This window comes from Parazoarcus sp. PS-13 R2A (assembly GCF_057621855.1).
In genome coordinates this window covers 1-24100 of record NZ_JBYEXN010000032.1, presented here as the reverse complement: position 1 = coordinate 24100, position 24100 = coordinate 1, and the positions used below count along the sequence as shown (strand labels likewise).

26 protein-coding genes and 1 pseudogene are annotated in these 24100 nt (G+C 63.2%); 15 read left to right on the top strand and 12 right to left on the bottom strand.

Going from position 1 to position 24100, the window contains the following annotated elements:
• Nucleotides 1-159 precede the first annotated feature (159 nt).
• Nucleotides 160-1185, top strand: a complete 1026-nt coding sequence (locus tag AC22G6_RS20535) for an Ldh family oxidoreductase (protein WP_487368319.1) — start codon at nucleotides 160-162, stop codon at nucleotides 1183-1185.
• Nucleotides 1186-1241: 56 nt separating this feature from the next.
• On the opposite strand, the gene AC22G6_RS20530 is transcribed toward AC22G6_RS20535, so the two are convergent.
• Nucleotides 1242-2240 carry a cytochrome-c peroxidase gene (locus tag AC22G6_RS20530; protein ID WP_487368318.1) on the bottom strand — a complete coding sequence of 333 codons (999 nt, stop codon included), beginning with the start codon at nucleotides 2238-2240 and terminating at the stop codon, nucleotides 1242-1244.
• Nucleotides 2241-2387: 147 nt separating this feature from the next.
• Between AC22G6_RS20530 and AC22G6_RS20525 the strand changes: the two genes are divergently transcribed.
• From AC22G6_RS20525 to AC22G6_RS20515, 3 genes are all read left to right on the top strand, one after another.
• Nucleotides 2388-3344, top strand: coding sequence for a LysR substrate-binding domain-containing protein (locus AC22G6_RS20525; protein ID WP_487368317.1), 957 nt, complete (start codon nucleotides 2388-2390; stop codon nucleotides 3342-3344).
• A 160-nt stretch (nucleotides 3345-3504) separates the two neighbouring features.
• Nucleotides 3505-4431, top strand: coding sequence for an ABC transporter ATP-binding protein (locus AC22G6_RS20520; protein WP_487368316.1), 927 nt, complete (start codon nucleotides 3505-3507; stop codon nucleotides 4429-4431).
• On the top strand, nucleotides 4428-5189 hold the full coding sequence (locus tag AC22G6_RS20515; RefSeq protein WP_108949942.1) for an ABC transporter permease: 762 nt from the start codon (nucleotides 4428-4430) through the stop codon (nucleotides 5187-5189). Before AC22G6_RS20520 ends, AC22G6_RS20515 begins: the two co-directional genes overlap by 4 nt.
• Before the next feature lie 31 nt (nucleotides 5190-5220).
• On the opposite strand, the gene AC22G6_RS20510 is transcribed toward AC22G6_RS20515, so the two are convergent.
• Both AC22G6_RS20510 and AC22G6_RS20505 read right to left on the bottom strand, forming a co-directional pair.
• Nucleotides 5221-5982: a hypothetical protein gene (locus AC22G6_RS20510; protein WP_487368329.1), complete on the bottom strand. Its 762-nt coding sequence runs from the start codon at nucleotides 5980-5982 to the stop codon at nucleotides 5221-5223.
• A 12-nt stretch (nucleotides 5983-5994) separates the two neighbouring features.
• Nucleotides 5995-6057 (bottom strand): annotated as a pseudogene (locus AC22G6_RS20505) (zinc-ribbon domain-containing protein); the annotation flags it as partial.
• Nucleotides 6058-6276: 219 nt separating this feature from the next.
• On the opposite strand from AC22G6_RS20505, the gene AC22G6_RS20500 reads away from it, so the two are divergent.
• Nucleotides 6277-7884 carry a diguanylate cyclase domain-containing protein gene (locus AC22G6_RS20500; protein WP_487368315.1) on the top strand — a complete coding sequence of 536 codons (1608 nt, stop codon included), beginning with the start codon at nucleotides 6277-6279 and terminating at the stop codon, nucleotides 7882-7884.
• A gap of 128 nt (nucleotides 7885-8012) precedes the next feature.
• Here the strand turns inward: AC22G6_RS20500 and AC22G6_RS20495 are convergent, their stop codons facing one another.
• Entirely contained in the window at nucleotides 8013-8174 is a 162-nt protein-coding gene (locus AC22G6_RS20495; RefSeq protein WP_487368314.1) for a hypothetical protein, read from the bottom strand.
• 192 nt (nucleotides 8175-8366) lie between these two features.
• Between AC22G6_RS20495 and gcvA the strand changes: the two genes are divergently transcribed.
• A complete protein-coding gene (gene gcvA / locus AC22G6_RS20490) occupies nucleotides 8367-9302 on the top strand; it encodes a transcriptional regulator GcvA (protein ID WP_487368313.1) in 936 nt (311 codons plus the stop codon).
• A 39-nt stretch (nucleotides 9303-9341) separates the two neighbouring features.
• Here gcvA and AC22G6_RS20485 read toward each other — a convergent pair whose 3' ends face one another.
• On the bottom strand, nucleotides 9342-9917 hold the full coding sequence (locus tag AC22G6_RS20485) for an NnrU family protein (protein ID WP_487368312.1): 576 nt from the start codon (nucleotides 9915-9917) through the stop codon (nucleotides 9342-9344).
• Nucleotides 9918-10009: 92 nt separating this feature from the next.
• Here AC22G6_RS20485 and AC22G6_RS20480 point away from each other — a divergent pair, with 92 nt between their 5' ends.
• The 4 genes from AC22G6_RS20480 to AC22G6_RS20465 all read left to right on the top strand — a co-directional run bounded on the left by AC22G6_RS20480 (nucleotide 10010) and on the right by AC22G6_RS20465 (nucleotide 13080).
• Nucleotides 10010-10315 (top strand): hypothetical protein, encoded by a 306-nt coding sequence (locus tag AC22G6_RS20480; RefSeq protein ID WP_487368311.1) that lies wholly within the window; start codon nucleotides 10010-10012, stop codon nucleotides 10313-10315.
• Between the two features lie 19 nt (nucleotides 10316-10334).
• Complete coding sequence (locus tag AC22G6_RS20475) at nucleotides 10335-10814, top strand: cupin domain-containing protein (RefSeq protein ID WP_487368310.1); 480 nt, start codon at nucleotides 10335-10337, stop codon at nucleotides 10812-10814.
• A 72-nt stretch (nucleotides 10815-10886) separates the two neighbouring features.
• Nucleotides 10887-11930, top strand: coding sequence for an NAD(P)H-dependent flavin oxidoreductase (locus tag AC22G6_RS20470; RefSeq protein ID WP_487368309.1), 1044 nt, complete (start codon nucleotides 10887-10889; stop codon nucleotides 11928-11930).
• 175 nt (nucleotides 11931-12105) lie between these two features.
• Complete coding sequence (locus tag AC22G6_RS20465) at nucleotides 12106-13080, top strand: endonuclease/exonuclease/phosphatase family protein (protein WP_487368308.1); 975 nt, start codon at nucleotides 12106-12108, stop codon at nucleotides 13078-13080.
• A 23-nt stretch (nucleotides 13081-13103) separates the two neighbouring features.
• On the opposite strand, the gene AC22G6_RS20460 is transcribed toward AC22G6_RS20465, so the two are convergent.
• The 7 genes from AC22G6_RS20460 to pdxR all read right to left on the bottom strand — a co-directional run bounded on the left by AC22G6_RS20460 (nucleotide 13104) and on the right by pdxR (nucleotide 19357).
• Nucleotides 13104-13721 (bottom strand): lipocalin family protein, encoded by a 618-nt coding sequence (locus AC22G6_RS20460; protein ID WP_487368307.1) that lies wholly within the window; start codon nucleotides 13719-13721, stop codon nucleotides 13104-13106.
• Nucleotides 13718-14035, bottom strand: coding sequence for a hypothetical protein (locus AC22G6_RS20455; protein WP_108971820.1), 318 nt, complete (start codon nucleotides 14033-14035; stop codon nucleotides 13718-13720). Before AC22G6_RS20455 ends, AC22G6_RS20460 begins: the two co-directional genes overlap by 4 nt.
• Nucleotides 14036-14154: 119 nt before the next feature.
• Nucleotides 14155-14355 (bottom strand): hypothetical protein, encoded by a 201-nt coding sequence (locus tag AC22G6_RS20450; protein ID WP_487368306.1) that lies wholly within the window; start codon nucleotides 14353-14355, stop codon nucleotides 14155-14157.
• 147 nt (nucleotides 14356-14502) lie between these two features.
• Nucleotides 14503-16350, bottom strand: a complete 1848-nt coding sequence (locus AC22G6_RS20445) for a bifunctional diguanylate cyclase/phosphodiesterase (protein WP_487368305.1) — start codon at nucleotides 16348-16350, stop codon at nucleotides 14503-14505.
• A gap of 173 nt (nucleotides 16351-16523) precedes the next feature.
• Nucleotides 16524-17474: an AEC family transporter gene (locus AC22G6_RS20440; protein WP_487368304.1), complete on the bottom strand. Its 951-nt coding sequence runs from the start codon at nucleotides 17472-17474 to the stop codon at nucleotides 16524-16526.
• A gap of 10 nt (nucleotides 17475-17484) precedes the next feature.
• Nucleotides 17485-17712 carry a DUF2798 domain-containing protein gene (locus tag AC22G6_RS20435; protein WP_487368303.1) on the bottom strand — a complete coding sequence of 76 codons (228 nt, stop codon included), beginning with the start codon at nucleotides 17710-17712 and terminating at the stop codon, nucleotides 17485-17487.
• A gap of 157 nt (nucleotides 17713-17869) precedes the next feature.
• On the bottom strand, nucleotides 17870-19357 hold the full coding sequence (gene pdxR / locus AC22G6_RS20430) for a MocR-like pyridoxine biosynthesis transcription factor PdxR (protein ID WP_487368302.1): 1488 nt from the start codon (nucleotides 19355-19357) through the stop codon (nucleotides 17870-17872).
• 144 nt (nucleotides 19358-19501) lie between these two features.
• Here pdxR and AC22G6_RS20425 point away from each other — a divergent pair, with 144 nt between their 5' ends.
• From AC22G6_RS20425 to AC22G6_RS20405, 5 genes are all read left to right on the top strand, one after another.
• A complete protein-coding gene (locus tag AC22G6_RS20425) occupies nucleotides 19502-20608 on the top strand; it encodes an ABC transporter ATP-binding protein (RefSeq protein WP_108949957.1) in 1107 nt (368 codons plus the stop codon).
• A 35-nt stretch (nucleotides 20609-20643) separates the two neighbouring features.
• Nucleotides 20644-21690, top strand: a complete 1047-nt coding sequence (locus AC22G6_RS20420; protein ID WP_487368301.1) for an ABC transporter substrate-binding protein — start codon at nucleotides 20644-20646, stop codon at nucleotides 21688-21690.
• A gap of 89 nt (nucleotides 21691-21779) precedes the next feature.
• A complete protein-coding gene (locus AC22G6_RS20415) occupies nucleotides 21780-23051 on the top strand; it encodes an ABC transporter permease (protein ID WP_108971826.1) in 1272 nt (423 codons plus the stop codon).
• A 10-nt stretch (nucleotides 23052-23061) separates the two neighbouring features.
• Entirely contained in the window at nucleotides 23062-23886 is an 825-nt protein-coding gene (locus AC22G6_RS20410; protein ID WP_487368300.1) for an ABC transporter permease, read from the top strand.
• Between the two features lie 28 nt (nucleotides 23887-23914).
• A partial coding sequence (locus AC22G6_RS20405; protein WP_487368299.1) for an aldehyde dehydrogenase family protein occupies nucleotides 23915-24100 on the top strand: 186 nt, incomplete at its 3' end.

Sequence of the window (24100 nt, the reverse complement as noted above, 5' to 3'; positions counted from 1 at the left end):
GCGATGTTTTTACGCGTGGGGATGCTGCGGGGCGCAGGGCGCGGGGGAAAACCGCCTTGCGCATGCCGGCCCGTGAAGCGAATCCGGCCGCCTGCCGGGCCGCATCTGCTTTATGCGTAGAATATTGATCACTGATATTGAGGCCCAGGCGAACAGGACATGAGCACATCGACCAGCAAGACCCTTCTCCCTTTCTCCGAGCTCGAAGCCCTCCTTGCACGGATCTTCGTGCGTCACGGCACCTCGGACGACGTGGCAAAGGTGCTGGCGGCAAACTGCGCCAGTGCGCAACGCGACGGATCTGACAGCCACGGCGTCTTCCGGATTCCGGGCTACCTCTCCACGCTGGCCAGTGGCTGGGTCGATGGCAAGGCGGTTCCACGGGTGGAAGATGTCGCACCCGGCTATGTGGCCGTGGATGCCGGCAATGGCTTCGCCCAGCCCGCACTGGAGGCCGCCCGCCCGCTGCTGCTGGAGAAGGTCCGGCACAACGGCATCGCGCTGCTCGCGATCCGCAACTCCCACCATTTCGCGGCCCTGTGGCCGGACGTCGAACCCTTCGCACAGGACGGGCTGGTCGCCCTGGCCTTCGTCAACAGCATGGCCTGCGTCGTGCCGCATGGCGGCCACAAGCCGCTGTTCGGCACCAATCCGATCGCCTTCGCCGCGCCTCGCGCGGGTGCCGATCCGCTGGTGTTCGACCTCGCCACCAGCGCCATTGCCCACGGCGACGTGCAGATTGCCGCCCGCGAAGGTCACACCCTGCCCGAAGGCTATGGCGTGGACCGCAACGGCGAGCCGACCCGGGACCCCGCCGCGATTCTCGACGGTGGCGCACTGCTGCCATTCGGCGGCTACAAGGGCTCGGCGCTGTCGATGATGGTCGAACTGCTCGCGGCAGCACTGACGGGCGGCAATTTCTCCTTCGATTTCGACTGGTCGCAGCATCCGGGTGCAAAAACACCGTGGACCGGCGAACTGCTGATCGTGATCGATCCGTCAAAGGGTGCCGGCAGCAATTTCGCCCAGCGCACGGAGATCCTCGTCAGGGAAATGCAGGACGCAGGCCAGACCCGCCAGCCCGGCGATCGCCGCTATCGCCAGCGCGCCGAATCCGCACGCGTCGGCATTGCGATCGATACCAGCGAACTGGAGAAGCTGCGCGCGCTGGCCGGCGAAGGCTGAAGCGAAACAATGCAGAAAGGGGGCCGAAGCCCCCTGCATTTCAAACCCCTTGAAGCCTACTTCGAGAACGGCTGTGGCCGCGGTGTCGTATCCGACGAAGGTGGCAGGATCGGCAGTGCAAAACTTGGCTGATCGCCGGTCAAGGTCTTCAGGAAGGCCACGATCTTGGCATTCTCCGCATCGGTGAACTTCTTGCCCAGCTGCAGGCGCCCCATGATGTCGACGGCCTCGGCGAGCGTGTTGGCCGCACCATCGTGGAAGTACGGATAGGTCAGTTCCACGTTACGCAGGGTCGGCACCTTGAAGTTGAAGCGGTCCGCGTCCTTGCCGGTCACATCCGCACGGCCACCGGCAGTGGCCTTGGTTTTGTAGGGCTCGACGATACCCATCTTCTGGAAGGAGTTGCCGCCCACGGCCTCACCATTGTGGCAGGCAACGCAGCCGCTCTCCTTGAACAAGGTGTAGCCCGCCAGTTCATTTTGGGACAGCGCATCGGTCTTGCCCAGCAGCCACTGGTCGAAGCGCGAGTTCGGCGTCACCAGGGTTTTCTCGAACTCGGCGATGGCGAGCGTGACCTGATCGATATCGATCTTGTCCTTGCCGAAGACCTGCCTGAATTCGCGGACGTAGCCCGGAATGGTCTCCAGCACCTGCACGGCCAGGGTATGCGAGAAGCCCATTTCGCCAGGGTTGGCGATCGGGCCACCGGCCTGTTCCTTGAGGTCGGCCGCACGGCCATCCCAGAACTGTGCGAGGTTCAGGCTCGAGTTCAACACCGTCGGTGAATTGATCGGACCTTGCTGCCACTTGTCGCCGATCGAGGTGGGAATGTTGTCCGTGCCACCCATCGAGAGGTTATGACAGGAGTTGCATGAAATGAAACCGGACTTGGAAAGGCGGGGATCGAAGTAGAGCTTCTTGCCCAGGTCAACCAGACCGAGATTGATGTTGGCTGCCGGCTTGATAACCTGAATGGGTTCGTCCGCCGGTGCCGCTGCAGCGCTGGCAGAGATGCCAATGGCAACAATGGAAGCGACGAGGATTTGGAGTCTCATGCTGAACACCTCTAACTGATGAAAAGCTGTTGCAAACGCGATTGCGTGCAAGATACGCTCCACAACTTTCCAGGTATTGACATAACTCAATGTTTTTATTGTAGTTTTTTGCTATACATTGCATAGACAAGTCCTATAGATAGAGCCATGAAACTTACTGCCTTGAGATATCTCGTGGCCTTCGCCGACGAAGGCTCCTTCAGTCGGGCCGCAGAGCGCTGCCAGGTCAGCCAGCCCACACTCAGTGTTGCGCTTCAGCAGCTGGAGAGTGAACTCGGTGTGTCCCTCATCGAGCGCAGCAAAGGACGTGTCGCCCTCACCGACCTCGGCAGGCAGGTCGTCACTCAGGCGCGCAAGGCGCTCGACGATGTCAAACGCATCGAACTTGTGGCCCGTACCGGCAAGAATCCGCTGGCTGGCGACTTTCGCCTTGGCGTGATCCATACCATCGGCCCCTACCTCTTGCCCGAACTCATCTCGGCCATGAAGAAGGTCGCCCCCGACACACGCCTCTACATCGAGGAAAGCATGACCGCGCTGCTCGCGGACAGCCTCAAGTACGGCACCATCGATGCGGCAATCATTGCGCTGCCGTTCGACATGCCGGGCATCAGGGTGCACCCGCTGTATGACGAAGAGTTTCAGGTCGTGGTACCCAAGGGGCACCGTTGGTCAAAGCGCAAGAAGATCGCGCGTCACGAAGTGGGCGACGAAGACGTGCTGGTGCTCAAGGCAGGCAACTGCTTTCGCGAACAGGTGCTCGACGCCTGCCCCGAGATGAGCCACGCAGACGGCTCGGCGCTTGAAGGGCATTCGATCGAGACCGTACGCTGCATGGTGGCATCAAACTATGGCATTTCCGTCCTGCCCGCTTCATCGCTGGGCGGCGTATATCGCAACGACATGGTGACAGCCATCCCCTTCGAAGCACCCGCGCCCTCACGCCGGGTTGCTATCGCCTGGCGTGACGGCTTCACCCGCACCGAGGTCGTTGACGCCATCATCAGCGCCGCCAGCATGATGAAAAGCCCATGCTACCAGGCCATCGAGCCCCCGGATCAGAAGCAGGATGCCGCCTGCACGATCCCGTCGCTAGCGTGTTGATCCGTGCCGCACAGAACACACATCTGCTGCAGGACACGTGATTCGAGCAACTGGGGCTGACGGCGTTCGCCGCGGTGTTCCCGGGTTGTTGATCGCCGTGCGCCATGTCGTTCTCTGGCGGATACCAGACACCGTTGCAACGTCTGGTATGTTCACGGTCATGACGACAATGATTTCCATCTCCAGCTTATCCAAGACCTACGAAGGCGGTTTTCAGGCACTCAAGACCGTCGACCTCGACATCCGGCAGGGCGAGATTTTCGCGCTGCTGGGGCCCAACGGCGCGGGCAAGACAACGCTGATCAGCATTGTGTGCGGGCTGGTCAATGCATCGACCGGCACGGTGAAGGTCGGCGGCCATGACATCGTGGCCGACTACCGCGCGGCGCGCGAACTGATCGGGCTGGTGCCGCAGGAGCTCACCACCGAAGCCTTCGAGACCGTGTTCTCGGCCGTGAGCTTCAGCCGTGGCCTGTTCGGCAAGCCGGCCAATCCGGCCTACATCGAAAAGGTGCTGCGCTCGCTGTCGCTGTGGGACAAGCGCAACAACAAGATCATGACGCTGTCGGGCGGCATGAAGCGGCGCGTGCTGATTGCCAAGGCCTTGTCACACGAACCCCGGGTGCTGTTTCTGGACGAACCGACCGCGGGCGTGGACGTCGAATTGCGGCGCGACATGTGGGCGCTGGTCAGCGAACTGCGCAAGCAGGGTGTCACCGTGATCCTGACCACGCACTACATCGAGGAAGCCGAGGAGATGGCCGACCGCATCGGCGTGATCACCCGTGGCGAGATCATCCTGGTGGAAGACAAGGCCACGCTGATGCACAAGCTGGGCCGCAAGCAACTCACCGTGCAACTGCAGGAGGCCATCGACACCATCCCCGAATCGCTTGCGGCCTATGGGCTCGAACGCAGCGCCGAGGGGAATGCGCTGGTGTTCACCTACGACGCCGAGCGTGCGCAGCACGGGGTCGCCGCGTTGCTGCGCGATCTCGCTGCGGCGGGCATCCTCTTCAAGGACGTGAACACGACCCAGAGTTCGCTGGAGGATATTTTTGTGGATCTGGTGAAGGAAGAGCGATGAACCTGCACGCAATCAATGCCATCTACCGCTTCGAGATGGCGCGTGCGCGACGCACGCTGACCCAGAGCATCATCTCGCCGGTGATCTCCACCTCGCTGTACTTCGTGGTGTTCGGCGCCGCCATCGGCTCGCGCATTCCGCAGGTTGACGGGGTGAGCTACGGCAGCTTCATCGTGCCCGGCCTGATCATGCTGGCGCTGCTCACGCAGAGCATCGCCAACGCCTCGTTCGGCATCTACTTTCCGCGCTTCACCGGCACCATCTACGAAGTCCTGTCGGCACCGGTGTCCTATCTGGAGATCGTCATTGCCTACGTGGGGGCGGCCGCCACGAAGTCGATCATCCTCGGGCTGATCATCCTCGCCACGGCCGCGCTGTTCGTGCCGCTGACCATCCAGCACCCGCTGTGGATGCTGATGTTCCTGGTACTGACCGCCGTCACCTTCAGCCTGCTCGGCTTCATCATCGGCATCTGGGCTGACGGCTTCGAGAAGCTGCAGCTGGTGCCGATGCTGATCGTCACCCCGCTCACCTTCCTCGGCGGCAGTTTCTACTCGATCAACATGCTGCCGCCGTTCTGGCAGACAGTGACGCTGTTCAATCCGGTGGTGTATCTGGTCAGCGGCTTTCGCTGGAGCTTCTACGGCATTGCAGACGTCAGTCCGATGCTGAGCCTGGCGATGACCCTGTTCTTTCTCGTCGCCTGCATCGTGACCGTCGGCTGGATCTTCCGCACCGGCTACCGCCTCAAGCCCTGACAGGGTCAGGGCGGAGCGGGCCGCCCCAGCACTAGCGCTTGCTGCTGTCGACCTCGCATTCGGGCACGGTATTCCAGCGCTCCGGCGCGCAGTATTTCCAGCGCGCCTTCTCGCGACAGGCGATGCGCGGAAAGAACGACTCGGCGTCGCACGCGGCCAGATCGGCCTTGAGCGCAGCCAGCCATGAGCGCGCCGGTGGTGCCGGTCTGGGCGCAGGCGCCGGCTGCGCGGGCGCGGTCTTGCGCTGCACGGTTTCGGTGGATTTCGCCCTGGGCGCGGGTTTTTCGGGCTCGACAACGGGATCTGGCGGCGACACTGGTGTCAACTCGGACTGCGCCACAGCCTCGTCCGTCGATGCAGGCGGCGCCAACGCAACGGTCTCCTCCGCCTTTGCAGGCGCTTCAGCCTCGGCTTCAGCGTGAACTTCAGGCGCCGCAGTAACACCGTCTGGCTGCACGGCCACCGCGGTCTCCGGCGCCAGCACAGGGGCTTCGTCAGCACCGCTAAAGAGATAGAGACTCCCTGCCGCCAGCAGCAGCACGAGGAGTGCGGCCGCCAGAACCCGTTTGCGCCCGGTGGGGGCCGCTGCATTTCCCGTCACTGCGCCGGCGGCCGGGGCCGCGGTCTGCGCGACGCCCACAAACACATCGTCCACCGTGTCGGAGGGCGCCAGGGTCGGCGGCATGAAGTCGGGAATGATCGTGTCTTCGGCATGAAAATCGGGCGTGTCGACGCCGGTTCGCCCCGCATCCCACGGCAGCTCATAAGGCGAAACGCCCGTGTTCGCGGCCACCTTCGTACGCGCGCCACAACGGCTGCAGAAACGGGCATCGGTCCGGACCTCATTTCCACAGGCAGAACACTTCATCACAGCACTCATTTCGTTGACGCCGACATAGTGCAAACAATATTCATCGACCGCAACCGCATCGTCCGTTCCGCCAGCGCACCCGGCTGACGGCTCACCCCGGATGCCTGCATGCGCGCCCGCGCAGCAGTGTCTTACCAAGGACATACAAGACAGCTACATTGCTGCCGGAAAGTCCGTGTACCATCCGGGGAACGCCCCACAGACGACACCTAACCAATGCCTGCTTCCGAAGCATTCTCGCGTCGTCACCTCGCACTGGCATTCGCCATTCTCATGCCATTTCTGGCGCTCGCATTGCAGCTCCGCCTGTGGCCCTCGATTGAGCCGCTTGCCTTCGTGCTCTTCTATCCCGCGCTGGTCGTCAGCAGCTGGATCGGGGGGCGTTCGGGCGGCACCATCGCCCTGATCCTGTCCATCGTGCTTGCCGACTGGTTCTTCATGGAGCCCCTGCAATCGCTGCGCGTCGACAACCCGGCCCATATCGCGAGAATCGTCGCATTCTCCCTGATCGGGAGTCTGATCATCTATGCGCACCACCGCTTTCAACTTCGCACCGAGCGCTACCAGAACACCACCGAAAACATCGACGACGTGGTCTGGGTACTCGACGCGGAAACCCAGCGCCTGCGTTACGTCAGCCCATCGATCGTAAGGCAGCTCGGGTTCGCGCCCGCCGAGATCATGGCATTACCCATCGAGAGCGCCCTGACCCCGACCATCGCAGCGCAGGTGCGCAGTCTGGCCGTGGGCGACACCGCGCTCGGCAATACGGTTACCGAGGAAGTCAGAAAGACGCGCAAGGATGGCTCGACGGTCTGGACCGAGGTTGTCATGACCCAGGCGCGCAATCAGAGAACGGGCAGGCAGGAGGTCCACGGCGTCAGTCGCAATATCACCGCACGCAAGTACGCCGAAGAGCAGCTGAAGCTCAGCGAGCAGCGGATGCGCAAGATGCTCGACAACATCCCCACCGCGATTGCGTGCTGCACGCTCGGAAGCAAGGCCGAGATCGTGTTCCTGAACCGGCAGTTCGTGCGCATTTTCGGCTACAGCCTCGACGAGATCCCCGACCTCGGCACCTGGGAGCAGCTGTCCTGTCCCGACGAGCAATCCCGGCGCAACCTGGCGCTGCCGTGGAAAATGGCCGTGGGCACGATCCCCGGCGAAAGCGCCGAGGGCATGGAATCACGCATCCTGTGCAAGAACGGGTCGATGCGCGATGTCCTGATCAATGCCGACCGGCTCGAGGACATGATGCTGGTATCCTTCACCGACATCACCGAACGCAAGCAGGCCGAGCAGCGCCTGCGCCACATGGCGCAGCACGATCCGCTCACGGATCTGCCCAATCGCGTCCTGTTCGACGAACATGTCGGCGTCGCACTCGCCACCGCGCGCCGCGACGGAAGCCGGTTCGGCCTCATGTTCATCGACCTCGACCACTTCAAGAATGTGAACGATACGATGGGCCATCGCATCGGCGACCTGTTGCTGCTCGAGGTCAGCCAGCGCCTGCGCCAGGCCGTGCGCGAATCCGACATTCCCGCGCGTCTCGGCGGGGATGAGTTCGTGGTGCTGCTGCAACACGTGCACCACGCCGGCGATGCCCTGCGGGTTGCAGAGAAAATCCGGACCCGACTCGGCGAGCCGTTTTCGATCGAAAACAATACCTTCTCGATTTCAGCCAGCCTCGGAATCGCGATCTATCCCGATCACGGCAAGGATTCAATCAGCCTTGCACGCAATGCAGATACGGCGATGTACCACGCCAAGCAAAGCGGACGCAACGCGATCACCCTCTCCGAATCCGGCGCGGCTGCGTGACGGACCCAGAGCACGGCCGCACGCCTCAGCACCACCTCGCTCCGCGGCAAGCGCCAGCGCACGGGAATGATTGAGTCCCGACGCGGGAAGCCCGGATACCGGGTTGCGCATCGTGGGTCTGCAGTCGTTCAGTTGTAACCCAGTTGGACCACATCGATCAGCTCGGGGCGCTCGGCGCAGTCCGGCGTCATCGACGTGCACGGCGCGGTCTGTGCAGTCGCCAGCGCAAACGAGCGAATGGCATTGATCTGGGACATGTCGGCGTTAAGGGCGTTGGCAGCAACTTGCATAGTTTTGCTCCTGAATGTGAAATCAAATGTAATCGCGAGCGCTGCCGGCAAACACTTCCACAGTAATAGTATTTACACAAATGTTTCTGTTAAACAATAACTTGCAGCACTCAAGGGGCGCCATTCTTGTCCCAGTGCCAAGCCTTTTCAAACGAAATAGAATACGAAGATCATGAGTTAAAGGAATGAATCATGCGTCGTCGCATCCCGAGCATCGAATCGCTGACGGCCTTCGAAGCCTCCGCCCGCCATCTCAGTTTTACGCGGGCCGCGGACGCGCTGTCGCTGACGCAGAGTGCAGTGTCCAAGCAGGTGGCAGTCCTCGAGGATGATCTCGGCGTGCGCCTGTTCAACCGCATCAAGAAGCGCATCTCGCTGACCGAGGCGGGGCAGCTCTATTTCAGGCAGGTCGTCGACGGGCTCGACCGGCTCGAGCGCGACACGGTGTCGATCATGACCCACCGCGGCGCCGGCGACGTGCTCGAACTGGCAGTGATTCCGACCTTTGCTGCGCGCTGGCTGATCCCGCGCCTGCCCGACTTCCAGCGCAGCAACCCGGGCATCACCCTCAACCTCACGACACGGTCCGATCAGTTCCTGTTCAACGACACCGTGTTCGATGCAGCGATTCACTTCGGCGAGTCGGTGTGGCCCGGGGCAACGAGCACCTGGCTGTTCGGCGAAGAAATGATTCCGGTGATGTCGCCCGCACTGTTGCGGCAGCAGCCGTGCGAAGAGCCCGCCGCGCTGGCGTGTTTCCCCCTGCTCCATCAGTCCGCGCGCCACAATGCGTGGCGGCGCTGGTTCGAGACGGCCGGGGTCACGGCGGTCGAAGCCATTGGCGGGCCGCGCTTCGAACTGTTCTCGCTGCTGGCCGAAGCGGCCCGCGCGGGCCTTGGCGTTGCGCTGGTACCGCGCTTTCTGGTGCTGGACGAACTGACCTCGGGCGATCTGGTCGCCCCCTTCGACATCATCCTGACCGAGAAACTCGCCTACTATCTGGCGTGCCCGGAGAGTCGTCAGGACCGCGCCGCCGTGCAGCGCTTTTCAGACTGGCTGCTTGCGCAGGCGGAGATGTACCGGGCGACACACCCCGCCGATCATTCCACGGAGCTGTCGCCCCCATGAGCGGGCCGGCCGCAGGCGCGCCAGACCCGGGGTCCGGTTTCAGGCGAACGGCACCACACCGATCAGCGACAGGTGCAGATAGCGCACGAACACGAACCAGCCCACCAGGCCCACGATCAGCGCCACCGCGTCGCGCGCGATCCTGCCTTCACGAACCACGCCCTGTGCGCGGTCGCGTTTGCGCGAACTGACGAAATCCATGATCGCCCATGCCAGGAAGCTGCCGAACAGCAGCACGTCGCCCAGAGTGCCGTTGGCGATCAGGTGCGACAGCGCCCACAGCTTGACCCCGGCGACCATGGGATGGCCGACCCTGGCCTTGATCAGCGTTCCGGGCACGTAGGCGGCTGCAAGGAGCACGAAAGCGGGCAGGGTGAGCAGGGCGGCAAGGTGGCGTGTCCACATCGGCGGCACCCACAGCACGACGGGGTCCATGCGCATCTGCCCGTAGCCCCACACGATGAGCGCGAAGCCGATGAGCGACACGATGGAATAGGCAAGCTTCCATTTCATCATGCCGTAGTGTTCGATGTAGCGATTACGGTTGTCTTCGGCGAAGATCCGGCTCGAATGGGTGGAGAAGAACAGCAGAAGCCCGATGATGAATGCAGTCATGCGAAAACGCCCCGTTCGAACAGTCAAGTATCGGACCGATCTTAGCAGTCTGCGGCTGCTCTAGAATGACGGCTTTTCCGCGGGGTACAGGAATGAAGCTCAACCAGATCCCGATGGGTGCCCGCTTCGAGTACAAGGGCATGGTCCTCACCAAGACCGGCCCGATGACCGCAGCCACGGAGAAGGGCGGCCAGCACTTCATCCCCAAGTTTGCCGTGCTCAAGCCGGTGGCAGGCGAGCCCTCGCCACTGCCTGCGGCCGAATCGCGCACGCTCGATGCGGACAAGGTGCTCGCCGCGTTCGAAACCTATCATTCAATGGCATTGCGCCTCGCCGACGAGACCGCGCGCGCAGAACTGGCTGCTGCCCGTGTGCGCTTTCTCGCGGCACTGAACTGACTTCAAGCCGGAGCCGACCATGAAGCCCACAAGCCCTGTTGCCCTGCCTGCAGCGGACGTGCCGCTGCGTGCGATCCTGTCGAACTACCCGAAGGAATTTGCAGCACGCATGGCAGGACGGGAGAAGCGTGCGCTCGGCGATGCCTTCGGACTGTCGAACTTCGGCGTCAACCTCACCCGTCTGCCGCCCGCTGCGGTGTCGGCGCTGCGTCATTCGCACTCGAAGCAGGATGAGTTCATCTACATTCTCGAAGGCCATCCCGTGCTGCACACCAACGCCGGCGAAACCCGCCTCGCACCTGGCATGTGCGCCGGCTTCAGGGCTGGAAGCGGCGACGCACACCAGCTCGCCAATCCGGGCGACGCCGATGTGGTCTATCTGGAAATCGGCGACCGTACAGCGGGCGACAGCGTCGTCTATCCGGACGATGACATCCAGGCCACACGGCGTGACGGCCGCTGGGAGTTTGCGCACAAGGACGGCACAGCCTACGACTGAGCGCAGCGTCAGGAAGATGGCAGCGCGCTGCGCCTCAGGCCAACGCTCGCCACATTTTTTGCGGAGAACGGCATGACAGAGCAGACACACCTTGGTACGACCTTGCCAATCATTCAGGCGCCGATGGCGGGGGTGCAGGGCAGCGCGCTCACCATTGCCGTGTCAAACGCGGGCGGACTGGGATCACTGGCCTGCGCAATGCTCACCCCGGATGCGCTGCTCAAGGAACTGCAGGCGATAAAGGCGGGCACGGACAGGCCCTACAACCTCAATTTCTTCTGCCACACGCAACCCGAACAGAGCAGCGAGCGTGAACAGGCATGGCGGGCCACGCTCGCCCCCTATTACTCCGAATTCGGCATCGACCCGGAGACGATTCCGAGCGCCGCCGGCAGGGCACCCTTCACCACTGCGACAGCCGATCTGATCGAACCCTTCAAGCCCCCCGTCATCAGTTTCCACTTCGGCCTGCCGGACCCGACGCTGCTCGCACGGATCAAGGCCTGGGGAACACAGATCCTGTCCTCGGCAACCACGGTCGAGGAGGCGCAATGGCTTGAGGCTGCGGGGGTCGATGCGGTGATCGCGCAGGGGCTGGAGGCCGGCGGCCACCGTGGCATGTTCCTGAGCGACGACATCACGACTCAAACCGGCACCTTCGCCCTGGTGCGACGCATTGTGCGGGCAGTCGATATCCCGGTGATTGCAGCGGGCGGTATCGCCGACGCCGAAGGTGTGGCCGCGGCGATGACGCTCGGGGCGGCAGGGGTACAGATCGGCACCGCCTACCTGCTGTGCCCGGAAGCCAGCACAAGCGCCGTTCATCGCGCCGCACTGCAAAGCCCCGATGCCGCGCACACTGCGCTCACCAACCTGTTCAGCGGCCGGCCAGCACGCAGCATCGTCAATCGCTTCATCGCCGAGCTGGGGCCCCTGTGCCGCGCTGCACCAGCGTTTCCGCTGGCATCGACTGCCATCGCGCCACTGCGTGCTGCGGCCGAGGCGCTCGGCAGTGGCGCGTTTTCGCCGCTGTGGTGCGGCCAGCACCCACCGCGCTACGCGGATCTGGACGCTGCCAGCCTTACCCGGGCACTGGCGTCCATGACGCAATCCTGAGCAGGCCGAAAGCGGGCGCTTGAATCCCGCACCCTGTGGACTAGCTTTAACGCATCAGCCCGGACAGACCCGTCGGCGCCCGCGAAGCACGCCGGCAGGCGCTACGCGCGGTGCAGCATCCGATACATGCCCGGCGCCGTCCCGCACCGCGCGCTTTGCGCCTGGAGAAGCAGTCATGCCGCAACTCGACGATCTGCCGCCACTTGCCGTCCAGTCCGATATCGCCGCCCTGCACGCGCATCTTGACGACGTGATTCCATCAAAGCGTCTGGATGAAAACCTGCTGATCGCGACCTGGAACATCCGCGGCTTCGCCTCGCTCACCCGGGAATGGACCGCGGGCGAACACGACTCCCCCAAGCGCGATCTGCGCGGATTGCTGGCGATTGGCGAGATCGTCCGGCGCTTTGACGTGGTCGCGCTGCAGGAGCTCAAAGGCGATCTCAGGGCGCTGCGCGATCTGATGAAATGGCTGGGCCCGAACTGGGCCTTCCTGATGACCGATGTGACTGCGGGTCCGCAGGGCAATGGCGAGCGCATGGCTTATCTGTTCGACCGGCGCAGGGTGGAGCTGTCGGGCCTCGCCTGTGAGCTGGTGGTGCCTCAGGAGTGGCTGGATGAGATCCGGCCCGACGCACTGCAACGCCAGTTTGCCCGCACACCCTATGCAGTCAGCTTTCGCTCCGGGCCCGCCACCTTCATCCTCGCCACCCTGCACGTCACCTACGGCGCGAGCGCCGCCGGCCGTATTCCGGAACTGCGCGGCATTGCGCGCTGGATGCGCAAGTGGGCAGACAACACCAACGCCTGGTCGCAAAGCCTGATCGCACTTGGCGACTTCAACATTGACCGCCGTGGCGACCCGCTGTGGCAGGCCTTCACCTCGACTGGACTGACGACGCCGCCAGATCTCGACGCAGTGCCGCGCTCGATCTTCACCCGCGCGGAAAATCCCTCAACGAACAAGCATTACGATCAGGTCGCGTGGTTCACCGGCGACGACGGCAAGGCCCAGCTCAACATGACTTACCGCCGCGGTGGCTACGTTGATTTTCTGCCGTTCGTTTATCGGGAGCTCGATCTGAGCAAGAGTGCGGTGTCGTATCGCGTCTCCGACCACTACCCGCTGTGGGTTGAATTCGGTCTGTGACGCGAACCGGACACTGAATGCGTTCAGTGTGCCGATGCGCGCGCCGGCGCCGACACATCGAGCGGCTTGTGCTCGACCCAGATCAGTTTGCTCGTATCAAAGCCGAGCGCACTCGCCTTGCTCACCAGACGCTCCCGCACCTCGGCAGGGAGTTCGGGGGTGCGCGCCAGAATCCACAGGTAGTCGCGGTCGGGCCCGGTGACGAGCGCCCAGCGATAGCCCGGCTGATCGAGATCGGCAATGTGATAGCCACCATAGAAGGGCCCGAAAAAAGACACCTTCAGCGAGCCGACGTCGCGCTCGCCGAGAAAGACGGCCCGGCCCACCGCCTCACGCCACTCGGCCTTCTTGCCGTCGTAACCACGGTTGACCACCTCGACGCTGCCATCCGCCTGCAGGCGGTAATCGGCGGTCACGTCGCTGAGCCCGCGCTCGAAGGAATGGTCGAGGCGCGCGATTTCATACCAGCGCCCGAGATAGCGATCGAGCTCGAAGGGCGACACCGGCGTCACCCCATCCGGTACCGACGTGCATGCACCCAGCGCCGCAACGCTGAGCAGGAGCAGGGCGGCACGCTTCAGGCCTGCGCCCGAAAGGTGCTGGCGCAGGGATCGCCCGGCCACCCGCAACCCGGCGCTCAAGGCCGGTCGCCCTCACGCGGGTCCACTTCGCGAATCACCTCGCCCTCGATCACCAGGCCCTCTGCGGCCGAATCGCGGCCCTGCTGCTCGCGCATCTGCTTGCGCAGATCGCGCGACTTCCACCATAGATAGCCCCAGGCGGCCACGCCGACGGTCAGTACGACGGCGAACAGAAACACCGAAAACATCAGGGCAACGGCAAACAGGCCAACGGTGGCAACGAGCGCCACCGCCTTCTGCAACAGGGTGCGGGGTTGGGCAGGCGAACGCGAGAACTGCTGGAAGAAATTCGCCCGGCTCTTGTCGGTATACATGGAGTTCCTCGGGCAGCAAGGGCTGCCGGTCAATGATAGGTTCAACAGTCAGATTGAAAGCGACGGTAAAGATTCCCCTCCCCCTGCTCAAGCTGGAAAACAGGAGGAGGATCGCTGCGTCAGCGCCCGGCACCGAACCATTGCCGGCAGATCTGCAACAGCCGGTACAGACGCCCGCCCCCAACAGCCGGCAGCGGCAATGGGCGACGTGCATACGAGGCCATCTGCGCCCGGGCGCAGCCCTCGCCCGCGCTCACATCCGCCTTCGCCCCTGCATCCGGGGCGGACACATGTGCTTCGTACCGGGTCTCTCCAGCCATCGATGTTCTCCGGGACAGGAATAGCAGCCATCGAATCCGCACAGGCGAGGCAGGGCTCAAGCCCGCAACCATGCCGCACATCGCGCACAGGGGCAAGACTGCCGCCGCAGTCGCCCGCTCTCGACGCACACACACCGCCGCAAAGACTCAGGTACTCCAGGTCGCGCGCCCCATCTCCTTGGCACGATACATGGCAACGTCCGCCTTGTGCAGCAACACCGCCGCCGTGTCGCCGTCATCAGGGAAACGCGCGATCCCGACACTGCAGGAAATTTCGAGCGCCTGATCGCCAATCTGGAACGGCCGCGACAGGCTCTCGACGATCTTGACCGCCGTTGCCTCAACCGCCGCCTTGTCGGCATTACGCGGCATCAGCACCACGAACTCGTCGCCCCCCATGCGCGCCACCGTATCCTCGTCCCGGAACAGGGCTTCGAGCCTGCGCGCCACCTCGCACAGCAGCAGATCCCCGGTGTCGTGCCCGAAGTTGTCGTTGACCGGCTTGAAGCGATCGAGATCGACGAACAGCACCACCACCATCGACGGATGACGCCGCGCATGGCTGATCATGCGTTCGAGGCGGTCCATCATCAAGGCCCGGTTGGGCAAGCCGGTGAGAATGTCGAAGTTGGCCTGACGCCAGATTTCCTCGTCCTTGCGCCGCCGCTCGGTGACATCGGCAAGCAGCACGATTCGATTCGCCATCCTGCCGTCCGTGCCCCGCACCACGGAAAGCGTTGCGTGGCCGGTATAGGTTTCGCCGTTCCAGCGCAGCCCGTCGAAATCGTCTTCCCAACTGCCGGCGGGGTGACGACCGATGATCGCACCCAGGTTGCGCGCCCCCGGAACGCTCGGCGACAGCAGGGCCGGACTGCGCCCCACGACTTCATCCAGCCCATAACCGGTAATCGCAGTAAATGCACGATTGATACCGGAAATTTTCTCATGATCATCGACGATCATGATGCCTTCCGCCATGTTATCGAACACGCTGCGATAGTGTGCCTCCCGCTCCTGTGAGGCCTCCACCACCTTTTCGTAACGCCCGAGCGCAATCACCAGGGCCGCACTGGCCAGCACCAGCAGACTGCTCAACAGAAGGGCGCGCAACAGGGACCGCTGGTTGAGCGCCTTGACCGGCGCCAATGCTTCCTCCAGCCCGATACCCATGACAACAATCAGCCCGGAAGGCAGGCGAACCCAGGAAAACTGCCGGTTTACGCCGTCGAGCGCTCCCGATGTGACGTAATCACCTTCCCTCTGCTCAGGGTGCTGAAGGAAGGGCCTGTCAGGCGGCACGTATTTGCCGTAATGCCCACCACCATAGAGCGTTCGCATCAGATAGGCACCATCGGCACCGAGCACCGCGAACAGGTCGCTGCTGCCGACCTCGAATGACTTCAGCTTTGCCACCCAGGCGTCGGGAGACACGGCGAGCGCCACCACGCCCTTGAACGCGCCATCCGCGCTCCGCACACCGCGAGCAAACTGGATGCTCCACTTGTTGGACAGGCGCCCAAGCACCACATCGCTGATCACGAGCTTGTCTTCAGTGGCCCCGGCAAGCAACCTGAAATAGGCCCGGTCGCCAAGAAAAGTCATCGGTGCCCGCCCCAACGATGAATAGGAAAGAAAGCCATCTTCACTCACATGAAACAGCTGAATGACGATGTCCTGCGTCATCGATGCAGTGACGATCCGCCCCAGCACATCGAGCGACTTTGGTCCGGTAAGAATCGCCTCACGTGCAGAGCGCAAAACAAAATTGAAACTATCGATCGTGGCCTGAATCGAGCCCGCAGCAGCACGCGCATGCACCATTGCCTCAACACGGATGCGCTCACGCTCCGCGGCCTCCGTCGACGCCTGTGTCGCGATCAGGTCACGCCAGAGCAGCGCAAGCACGACCACGCAGGCAAGACCGAACACGATCCGTATCGAACGCAGCGGTCGTCGCGTGCACGCAGCAAGAACACTCAGCGGAAATCGCGCCACGAAACGACATCTCCAGGGAGAACGTGCCAAGTATGGCGTCACCGCGCTGATTCACCGGATTCGGCAGAATCAGCGCGCCATGAACAGTCATCTTACACTGCCTCCAGCACCTGCACGCAGGGTCACAACTCGGACTTCATGCCCGCTTCGCAAGCCTCGGTACCTCGCCCGCCTTACATCAGTTGCAGGCCTTTCAGCACCACGATCCCGATGCTGGTACAAAGGATGGAGCCCAGCGTGGTCAGGGCGATGATGTTGGCGGCAAGCACCGAATTGCCGCCCATCGCACGCACCATCACATAGCTCGCGGCGGCCGTTGGTGCCGACGACATCAGCAACAGCACGCCCAGGTCTACGCCGCGGAAGCCCGCAACAACGCCGCCCAGCGCAAAGAGCAGCGGCACCAGCACCAGCTTGCTCGACGCCGCCAGCAAGGTGTTGCTCATTTCAAGACGCAGGCTGCGGAAATTGAGCGTCGCACCGGTGCATAACAGGGCCAACGGCAGGGTGAGGTCGGCAAAATACTGGGCCGACTGCACCACGACCTTGGGCAGGGGAATCTGCAGCCAGGATACGGGCAGGGCAAGCACGATGCCGATAATCAGCGGGTTGGTGGCGATTCCCTTCACCATCCGTCCTGTGCCCTGGCGCCGGTGCAGCGACCGACTCAGGGTAACGACGGCCAGAACGTTGAAGAGGATGGTGACCAGCCCAAGATAGAGCGCCGCCGCGACCAGCCCGGCGTCGCCATAGGCGTTGACACAGTAGGCGAGGCCAATGATCCCCATGTTCGAGCGGAACCCGCCCTGAACCACCACGCCCCGGTCTTCCGCTGGCTCAACCCACCGTGCCGCAACCCACTCCAGCAGCAGAAAGACCAGAAACGTACCGATCAGTCCGAAGGCGATCAGTCCCAGATTGGTCGCCTCGCCGAACTCGGTCTTGGCGATGCTGAGAAACAGCACCGCCGGCAGGCCGATGGAGAAGACAATTCGCGAACCACCCTCGATGAAGCCGTCGTTGAGCATGCCCGTGCGGCGCAGCCAGATGCCGAGCGCGAGAATGATGAAGATCGGCCCGGTGACCGAGAAGGAAAAACTCAGTACCGCCAGAAACTCAGTCATGAATCCCGCCTCACCGCGCCAGCCAGGCAAGAATCTTCACTGTCGCGCGCTGCGCAACCGGAATCGCCAAAAAGGCGGCAATCGCAGCCAGCGGCCAGGCCACGATGAAGGCCTTGACCCAGCGCAGAAAAAAGTCCGGCGGAAAACCGAGATTGAGCCAGGTGATGATCGCGGTCATCAGGAAGGCCATGATGCCCGCCATGATCACAGGCTGAAGATGTTGAGGTTTGAGTCGCAATGTCCTGATCCCGGTGCGTTTGGCGGGCTGAGCCGCGTGGCTGCGTGAATCTCCTGATTGTCAGCCATCTTCGCCGTTTCGTGTGCACCTGCACAATACGTTCAATCCGCAAGCATGCAGTGCCCGACCGTCGCGGTGATCGCGCGCGCCGCTGCGGTCAGCCGCAGCCGCGACGCTTACGCTCGGCTTCGATCAGGCGCACCAGCTTGAGTGCAGGTGCTTCGATCTGCTCGACCGGAATGGCCGCAAAGCCGAGATTCATCCCCTGCAGCCGGTTTTCGGCGGCGATCGAGTACAGCGACAGCGCACGCAGCACCACCCCATCGCGCAGGGCATCCGAGGCCAGCTGCACATCGTCGATCGGAAAGTTGAAGCGCACCGGCAGGTGCAGCCCGGCCAGGCCGCCCAGCGAGGTGATCGAATCGCCAAGTTTCGCTTCGAGCAGGTCACGCAGGCAATCGCGCCGCTCCTCGTAGATACCGCGCATGCGACGGATGTGTGCAGTGAAATGGCCGCCCTCGATGAACTCGGCCAATGCCGCCTGCTCGAGCATTCGACCCTCACGGTAGAGCTCGGCATTGCCCACCGTAAATGGCTCGATCAGGTCCTCGGGAACGACCAGATAGGCAAGTCGCAGGCCCGGATACATGACCTTGCTGAAGGTCCCGACATAGATCACCCGCTGCGCAGTGGACAGGCCGAACAGCGAAGCCACCGGGTGCGAATGGTAGCGCACCTCGTTGTCGTAATCGTCCTCGATCACCCAGGTCCGGTTGCGCTCGGCGAACTCGAGCAGGCGCAGGCGTCGCTCCAGCGACAGCACCGCACCGGTGGGATACTGGCTCGAGGGCGAGACGAAGATCATGCGCGGCGGCTTAAGCCAGTCTTCCTCGCGCGGGTTGATGCCGTTGTCGTCGACCGGCACCGGGTGAATGCGCAGATCGGCCGCGGACAGCACGTTGCGCGCGCCCCAGTAGCCGGGGTCCTCCATCCACACCGAATCGCCCACGTCGGCGAGCATGCGCGCGCACAGGTCGAGCGCCTGATGCGAGCCGTTGAGGATGAGGATCTGCCGCGGCGAGCACGACATCATCCGTGTCACCTTGAGGTAATCGGCGAGCACCATCTTCAGCGGGCCGTAGCCGCCGTAGCCATACTGCGCCAGATGGCGCTGCTCGCGCCGCATCTGCTTTGCCAGCAACCTGCGCCAGGTGGGGAAGGGGAAATGTCCCACGTCCGGCAGGCCGGGCATGAAGGCCCCCGACTGCACGCGACTGCTCAACGCCTTGCCGGCGATCGCATTGCCGCGCCGCGACATGCCTTCCTGGCGCGTACCCACCAGGCGTCGCGGCGGCTGTGGCGAGGCAATCTGACTGACTGCGTCGGACACGAAGGTCCCCGATCCGACCCGGCTCTCGAGGTAGCCCTCGACCAGCAGCTGGTCGTACGCCCGCACCACGGTATTGCGGCCCAGACCGAGCTCTTCGGCCAGCACGCGGGTCGGCGGAACGACGGTTCCGGCATCAAGGCTGCGCGTCAGAATCGCCTCCCGAATGCTCAGGTACAGCCGTGCACGACTGCTCGTCGTCGCCGTCTGTTTGCCAAAAGCCTGCACGATCACTTCACAGCTCAGTCGGTTATCCATTGCACTGCACCAGGAATTGGACCCAGCAATATAGATTGAATTGGTTCGCCTGTGATCCGATTCTATCCCCTAGGATAGCGCCAACACGAATTCGACCCATCCAGCAGCAGGGACAATAGCTGCTTGCCAACAAATGAGGACAGGATGACGAACCAAAATGCTTCCGCGCCCCACGTCAGCTTCCGCAACGTGCAGAAGTCGTATGACGGTGAGACGCTGATTGTCCGCGATCTGAACCTCGACATCCGGCGCGGCGAATTTCTCACTTTGCTCGGCCCTTCCGGATCGGGCAAGACCACCTGCCTGATGATGCTGGCCGGCTTCGAGACCCCGACCAGCGGCGAGATCCGCCTTGAAGAGCAGATCATCAACAAGCTGCCCCCTCACAAGCGCAACATCGGCATGGTGTTCCAGAACTACGCGCTGTTTCCGCACATGAGCGTACTGGACAATCTGCGCTTCCCGCTCAAGGTGCGCAAGCTGCCGGCAGCAGAAGTGGATGCCAAGGCCAAACGCGCACTCGACATGGTGCAACTGGGCAGCTTCGGCAGCCGCTACCCGCAGCAGCTCTCCGGCGGCCAGCAGCAGCGCATCGCCCTGGCCCGCGCACTGGTGTTCGAGCCGCAACTGGTGCTGATGGACGAACCGCTGGGCGCGCTCGACAAGAACCTGCGCGAACAGATGCAGCTCGAGATCAAGCACATCCAGCAGAACCTCGGCGTCACCGTGGTCTTCGTCACCCACGACCAGAGCGAAGCGCTGACCATGTCGGACCGCATCGCGGTATTCGACAAGGGCATCATCCAGCAGATCGACTCCGCGGAGCGCCTGTACGAGGAGCCGACCAACGCCTTCGTCGCCAACTTCATCGGCGAAAACAATGCGCTGGTCGGCAAGGTCGAGCGCATCGAGGGTCACCACTGCGATGTGCGCCTGGATTGCGGCACCCTGATCCGCGCCCGCACCGGCAATGTGTCGACCGGCGACCGCACCCTGGTATCGGTGCGCCCCGAGCGCGTCGTGCTCGACGAATCGGCCAACAGCTGCGCCAATTTCCTCGACGCCGTGGTGAAGGAGTTCATCTACCTCGGCGATCAGGTCCGCATTCGCGTCGACCTGTGTGGCAATCACGATTTCACCATCAAGACCCCGATCTCCAATCTCGATCATTCGCTCAGGAGCGGAGACCGGATTCGCATCGGCATGGACGCGGCACACATGCGTGCGCTCGAGCCCCTGCCGGCAGCCTGAGAAACACCACACCCACTGCATTACAAGGAGTCAGCATGACAATGAAGCTCAGCAGGACCCTGATTCAAGGCGCTATCGCCACCGCAGCACTGGTCATGGCCGGTAGCGCGGCCGCCGATGTCACCGTGATCTCGTTCGGTGGTGCCAATCAGAAGGCCCAGGAGAAGGCTTTCTACGGCCCCTTCGCCGCATCCAAGGGTGGCAACGTGACCCCGGGCGAGTACAACGGCGAACAGGCCAAGATCAAGGCCATGGTCGAAGCCGGCAACGTGACCTGGGACGTGGTGGAAGTCGAATCGCCCGAACTGCTGCGCGGCTGTGAAGAAGGCCTGTACGAGAAGATCGACTACAGCAAGGTCGGCGCAAAGTCGGAATTCCTGCCGAAGACGGTCTCGGAATGTGGCGTCGGCATCTTCGTGTGGTCGACCGCGCTGGCCTACAACGCCGACAGGCTCAAGACGGCACCGACCTCCTGGGCCGATTTCTGGGACGTGAAGAAATTCCCCGGCAAGCGCGGTCTGCGCAAGGGCGCCAAGTACACCCTCGAATTCGCACTGCTGGCCGACGGCGTCAAGGCCGACGACGTATACAAGGTGCTGGGCACCAAGGCGGGCGTCGAGCGTGCGTTCAAGAAGCTCGACCAGATCAAGGGCGACATCCAGTGGTGGGAAGCCGGTGCACAGCCACCGCAGCTGCTCGCGTCGGGCGACGTGGTGATGAGCTCGGTCTACAACGGCCGTATCGCCGCCGCGCAGAAGGAAGGCAAGAACCTGAAGATCGTGTGGAACGGCAGCATCTACGACGTCGATTCGTGGGCCATCCCGAAGGGTTCGCCGAAGCGTGACGAGGCCTATCGCTTCATCAAGTTCGCCAGCCAGGCTGAGACCCAGCGCGTCTTCTCCGCCGAGATTCCTTACGGTCCGACCAACGCCAAGGCTGTGAGCGGCATGGATCCGAAGGTCGCAGCCGACCTGCCGACCGCACCCGAGAACCTGAAGGGCGCCTTCGCCACCGACACCGAATTCTGGGTCGAGCACGGTGAAGACCTCGAGCAGCGCTTCAACGCCTGGGCTGCACGCTAAGCACCCAGTGACAGCGCCGCACCGGCTCCTCTCCCTGGCCGGTGCGGAACTGCCACCCCTGCATGCCCCTGAACAGACCGGAAACTGCCATGACTGCTGCCTCCAACACTGCTGATGCGCTGGTCGCCCCTGCCGCATCCGCGCCGTCGCTGAAAAAGCGCCTGCGCCGTGCCGAGATGCGCAAGAAGCTCCTGTACGGCGCCCTGATCCTGCCCCTCGCCGTCTTCCTGCTGGTGGCCTTCGTGTGGCCGATCGCATCGCTGCTGACGCGCAGCGTGGACAACCCGGAAGTTCATGAAAACCTGCCACTCACGCTGCGCGAACTGAAGGCGTGGGATGGCAAGGACCTCCCCTCTGCAGCGGCCTTCTCCGCGCTGGCAGAGGAACTGGAGTCCGCCAAGGGCAGCCCGGCGATTGCCGAGATCGCCAAGCGCCTCAACCGTGAGGAAACCGGTTACCGCAGCCTGATCATGAAAACCGCGCGCAAGCTCCCCTTGCCTGCGGAGGCAAGCTCGCAGAGCGCGCTGATCGACATCGACGCACGTTGGGGCGAGGCCGAAATCTGGCAGGCCATCCGCCGCTCGGGCAGCGCCACCACACCGTTCTACCTGCTCGCGGCCATCGACCGCAGCATCAATGCCGACGGCGACATCGTCACCGCGCCGCCCGAAGAGGCCGTCTATGTGAACGTGCTGATGCGCACCTTCTGGATGAGCCTGATCGTGACCGGGCTGTGCCTCGTGCTCGGCTTCCCGGTCGCCTACCTGATGGCCAAGCTGGCGACGAAGCAGAGCAACATGCTGATGTTCTTCGTGCTGCTGCCGTTCTGGACCTCGGTGCTGGTGCGTGTCGCCGCGTGGATCATCCTGCTGCAGAACGAGGGCCTGATCAACAAGGCGCTGATCGGACTGGGCATCACCGATGCGCCGATGCAGCTGCTGTTCAACCGTATCGGCGTCTATGTATCCATGGTGCACATCCTGCTGCCCTTCATGGTCCTGCCGCTGTACTCAGTGATGAAGGGCATCTCGCCGGTGTATGTCCGTGCCGCGATCTCGCTCGGTTGCCCGCCGTTCAAGAGCTTCTGGAAAGTGTATTTCCCCCAGACCCTGCCCGGCATCGGCGCCGGCGCACTGCTCGTCTTCATCATGTGCATGGGCTACTACATCACCCCCGCACTGCTCGGCAGCCCGCAGGAACAGATGGTGAGCTACTTCATCGCCTTCTACACCAACCAGACCATCAACTGGGGCATGGCTGCCGCGCTCTCCGCCGTCCTGCTCGCCGCCACGCTGGTGCTCTACATGATCTATGCCCGCTACCTTGGCCCCACCCGGGTCAAGCTGGTCAAGCCGCGCTAAGGAGATACAGATGCTGCAACCCTATGCATCCCCGCTGGAACGTGTCTGGCATTACGGCCTGCGTGGTCTGGTCGGCATCGTGCTGCTGTTCCTGATCCTGCCGATCCTGGTCATCGTGCCGCTGTCCTTCAACGCCGACACCTTCCTGATGTACCCGATGGCCGGTTTCTCGATGCGCTGGTACGAGGAGATCTTCAGCTCCGGCCAGTGGCAGCAGGCAATGATGAACAGCCTGATCGTGTCGCCACTGTCGACCCTGCTCGCCATGGTGCTCGGCACGCTGGCGGCGATCGGCCTGGTCCGCGCCGACTTTCCCGGCAAGGCGCTGCTGACCGCAATCCTGATCTCTCCTATGGTGGTGCCGGTGGTGATCGTCGGCGTGGCGATGTACATCTTCTTCGCCCCGCTCGGCCTCACCGGCAGCTACACCGGCCTGGTCATCGCCCATGCAGTGCTCGGCGTGCCCTTCGTCGTGACCACGGTCACCGCCACGCTGCAGGGCTTCGACTTCAACCTGGTGCGCGCCGCCTCCAGCCTCGGCGCCAACCCGGTCGTCGCCTTCTTCAAGGTCACGCTGCCGCTGGTCGCGCCCGGCATCATCTCCGGCGGCCTGTTTGCGTTTGCCACCTCCTTCGACGAAGTCGTGGTCACGCTCTTCCTTGCCAGTCCCGAACAGACCACGCTGCCACGGCAGATGTTCTCCGGCATCCGCGAGAACATCAGCCCCGCGATTGCTGCCGTCGCCACCATCCTGATCCTGCTGTCCACCCTGATGCTGGTCACCCTCGAATGGCTGCGCCGCCGCAATGAACGCATCCGCGGCAAGCTCGCCTGATCCCGACTTCCCCAACCGGAAACACACCATGCCCCTTACCCTCAAAGACCCGAGTCTGCTCCGTTCCAGCTGCTACATCGATGGCGAATGGGTCGCCGCCGACGCCGGCGCCACCATTACCGTCACCAACCCCGCCACCGCCGAGACCGTCGGCACCGTGCCCAAGATGGGCCAGGCCGAAACCCGTCGCGCCATCGAAGCGGCCAATGCAGCC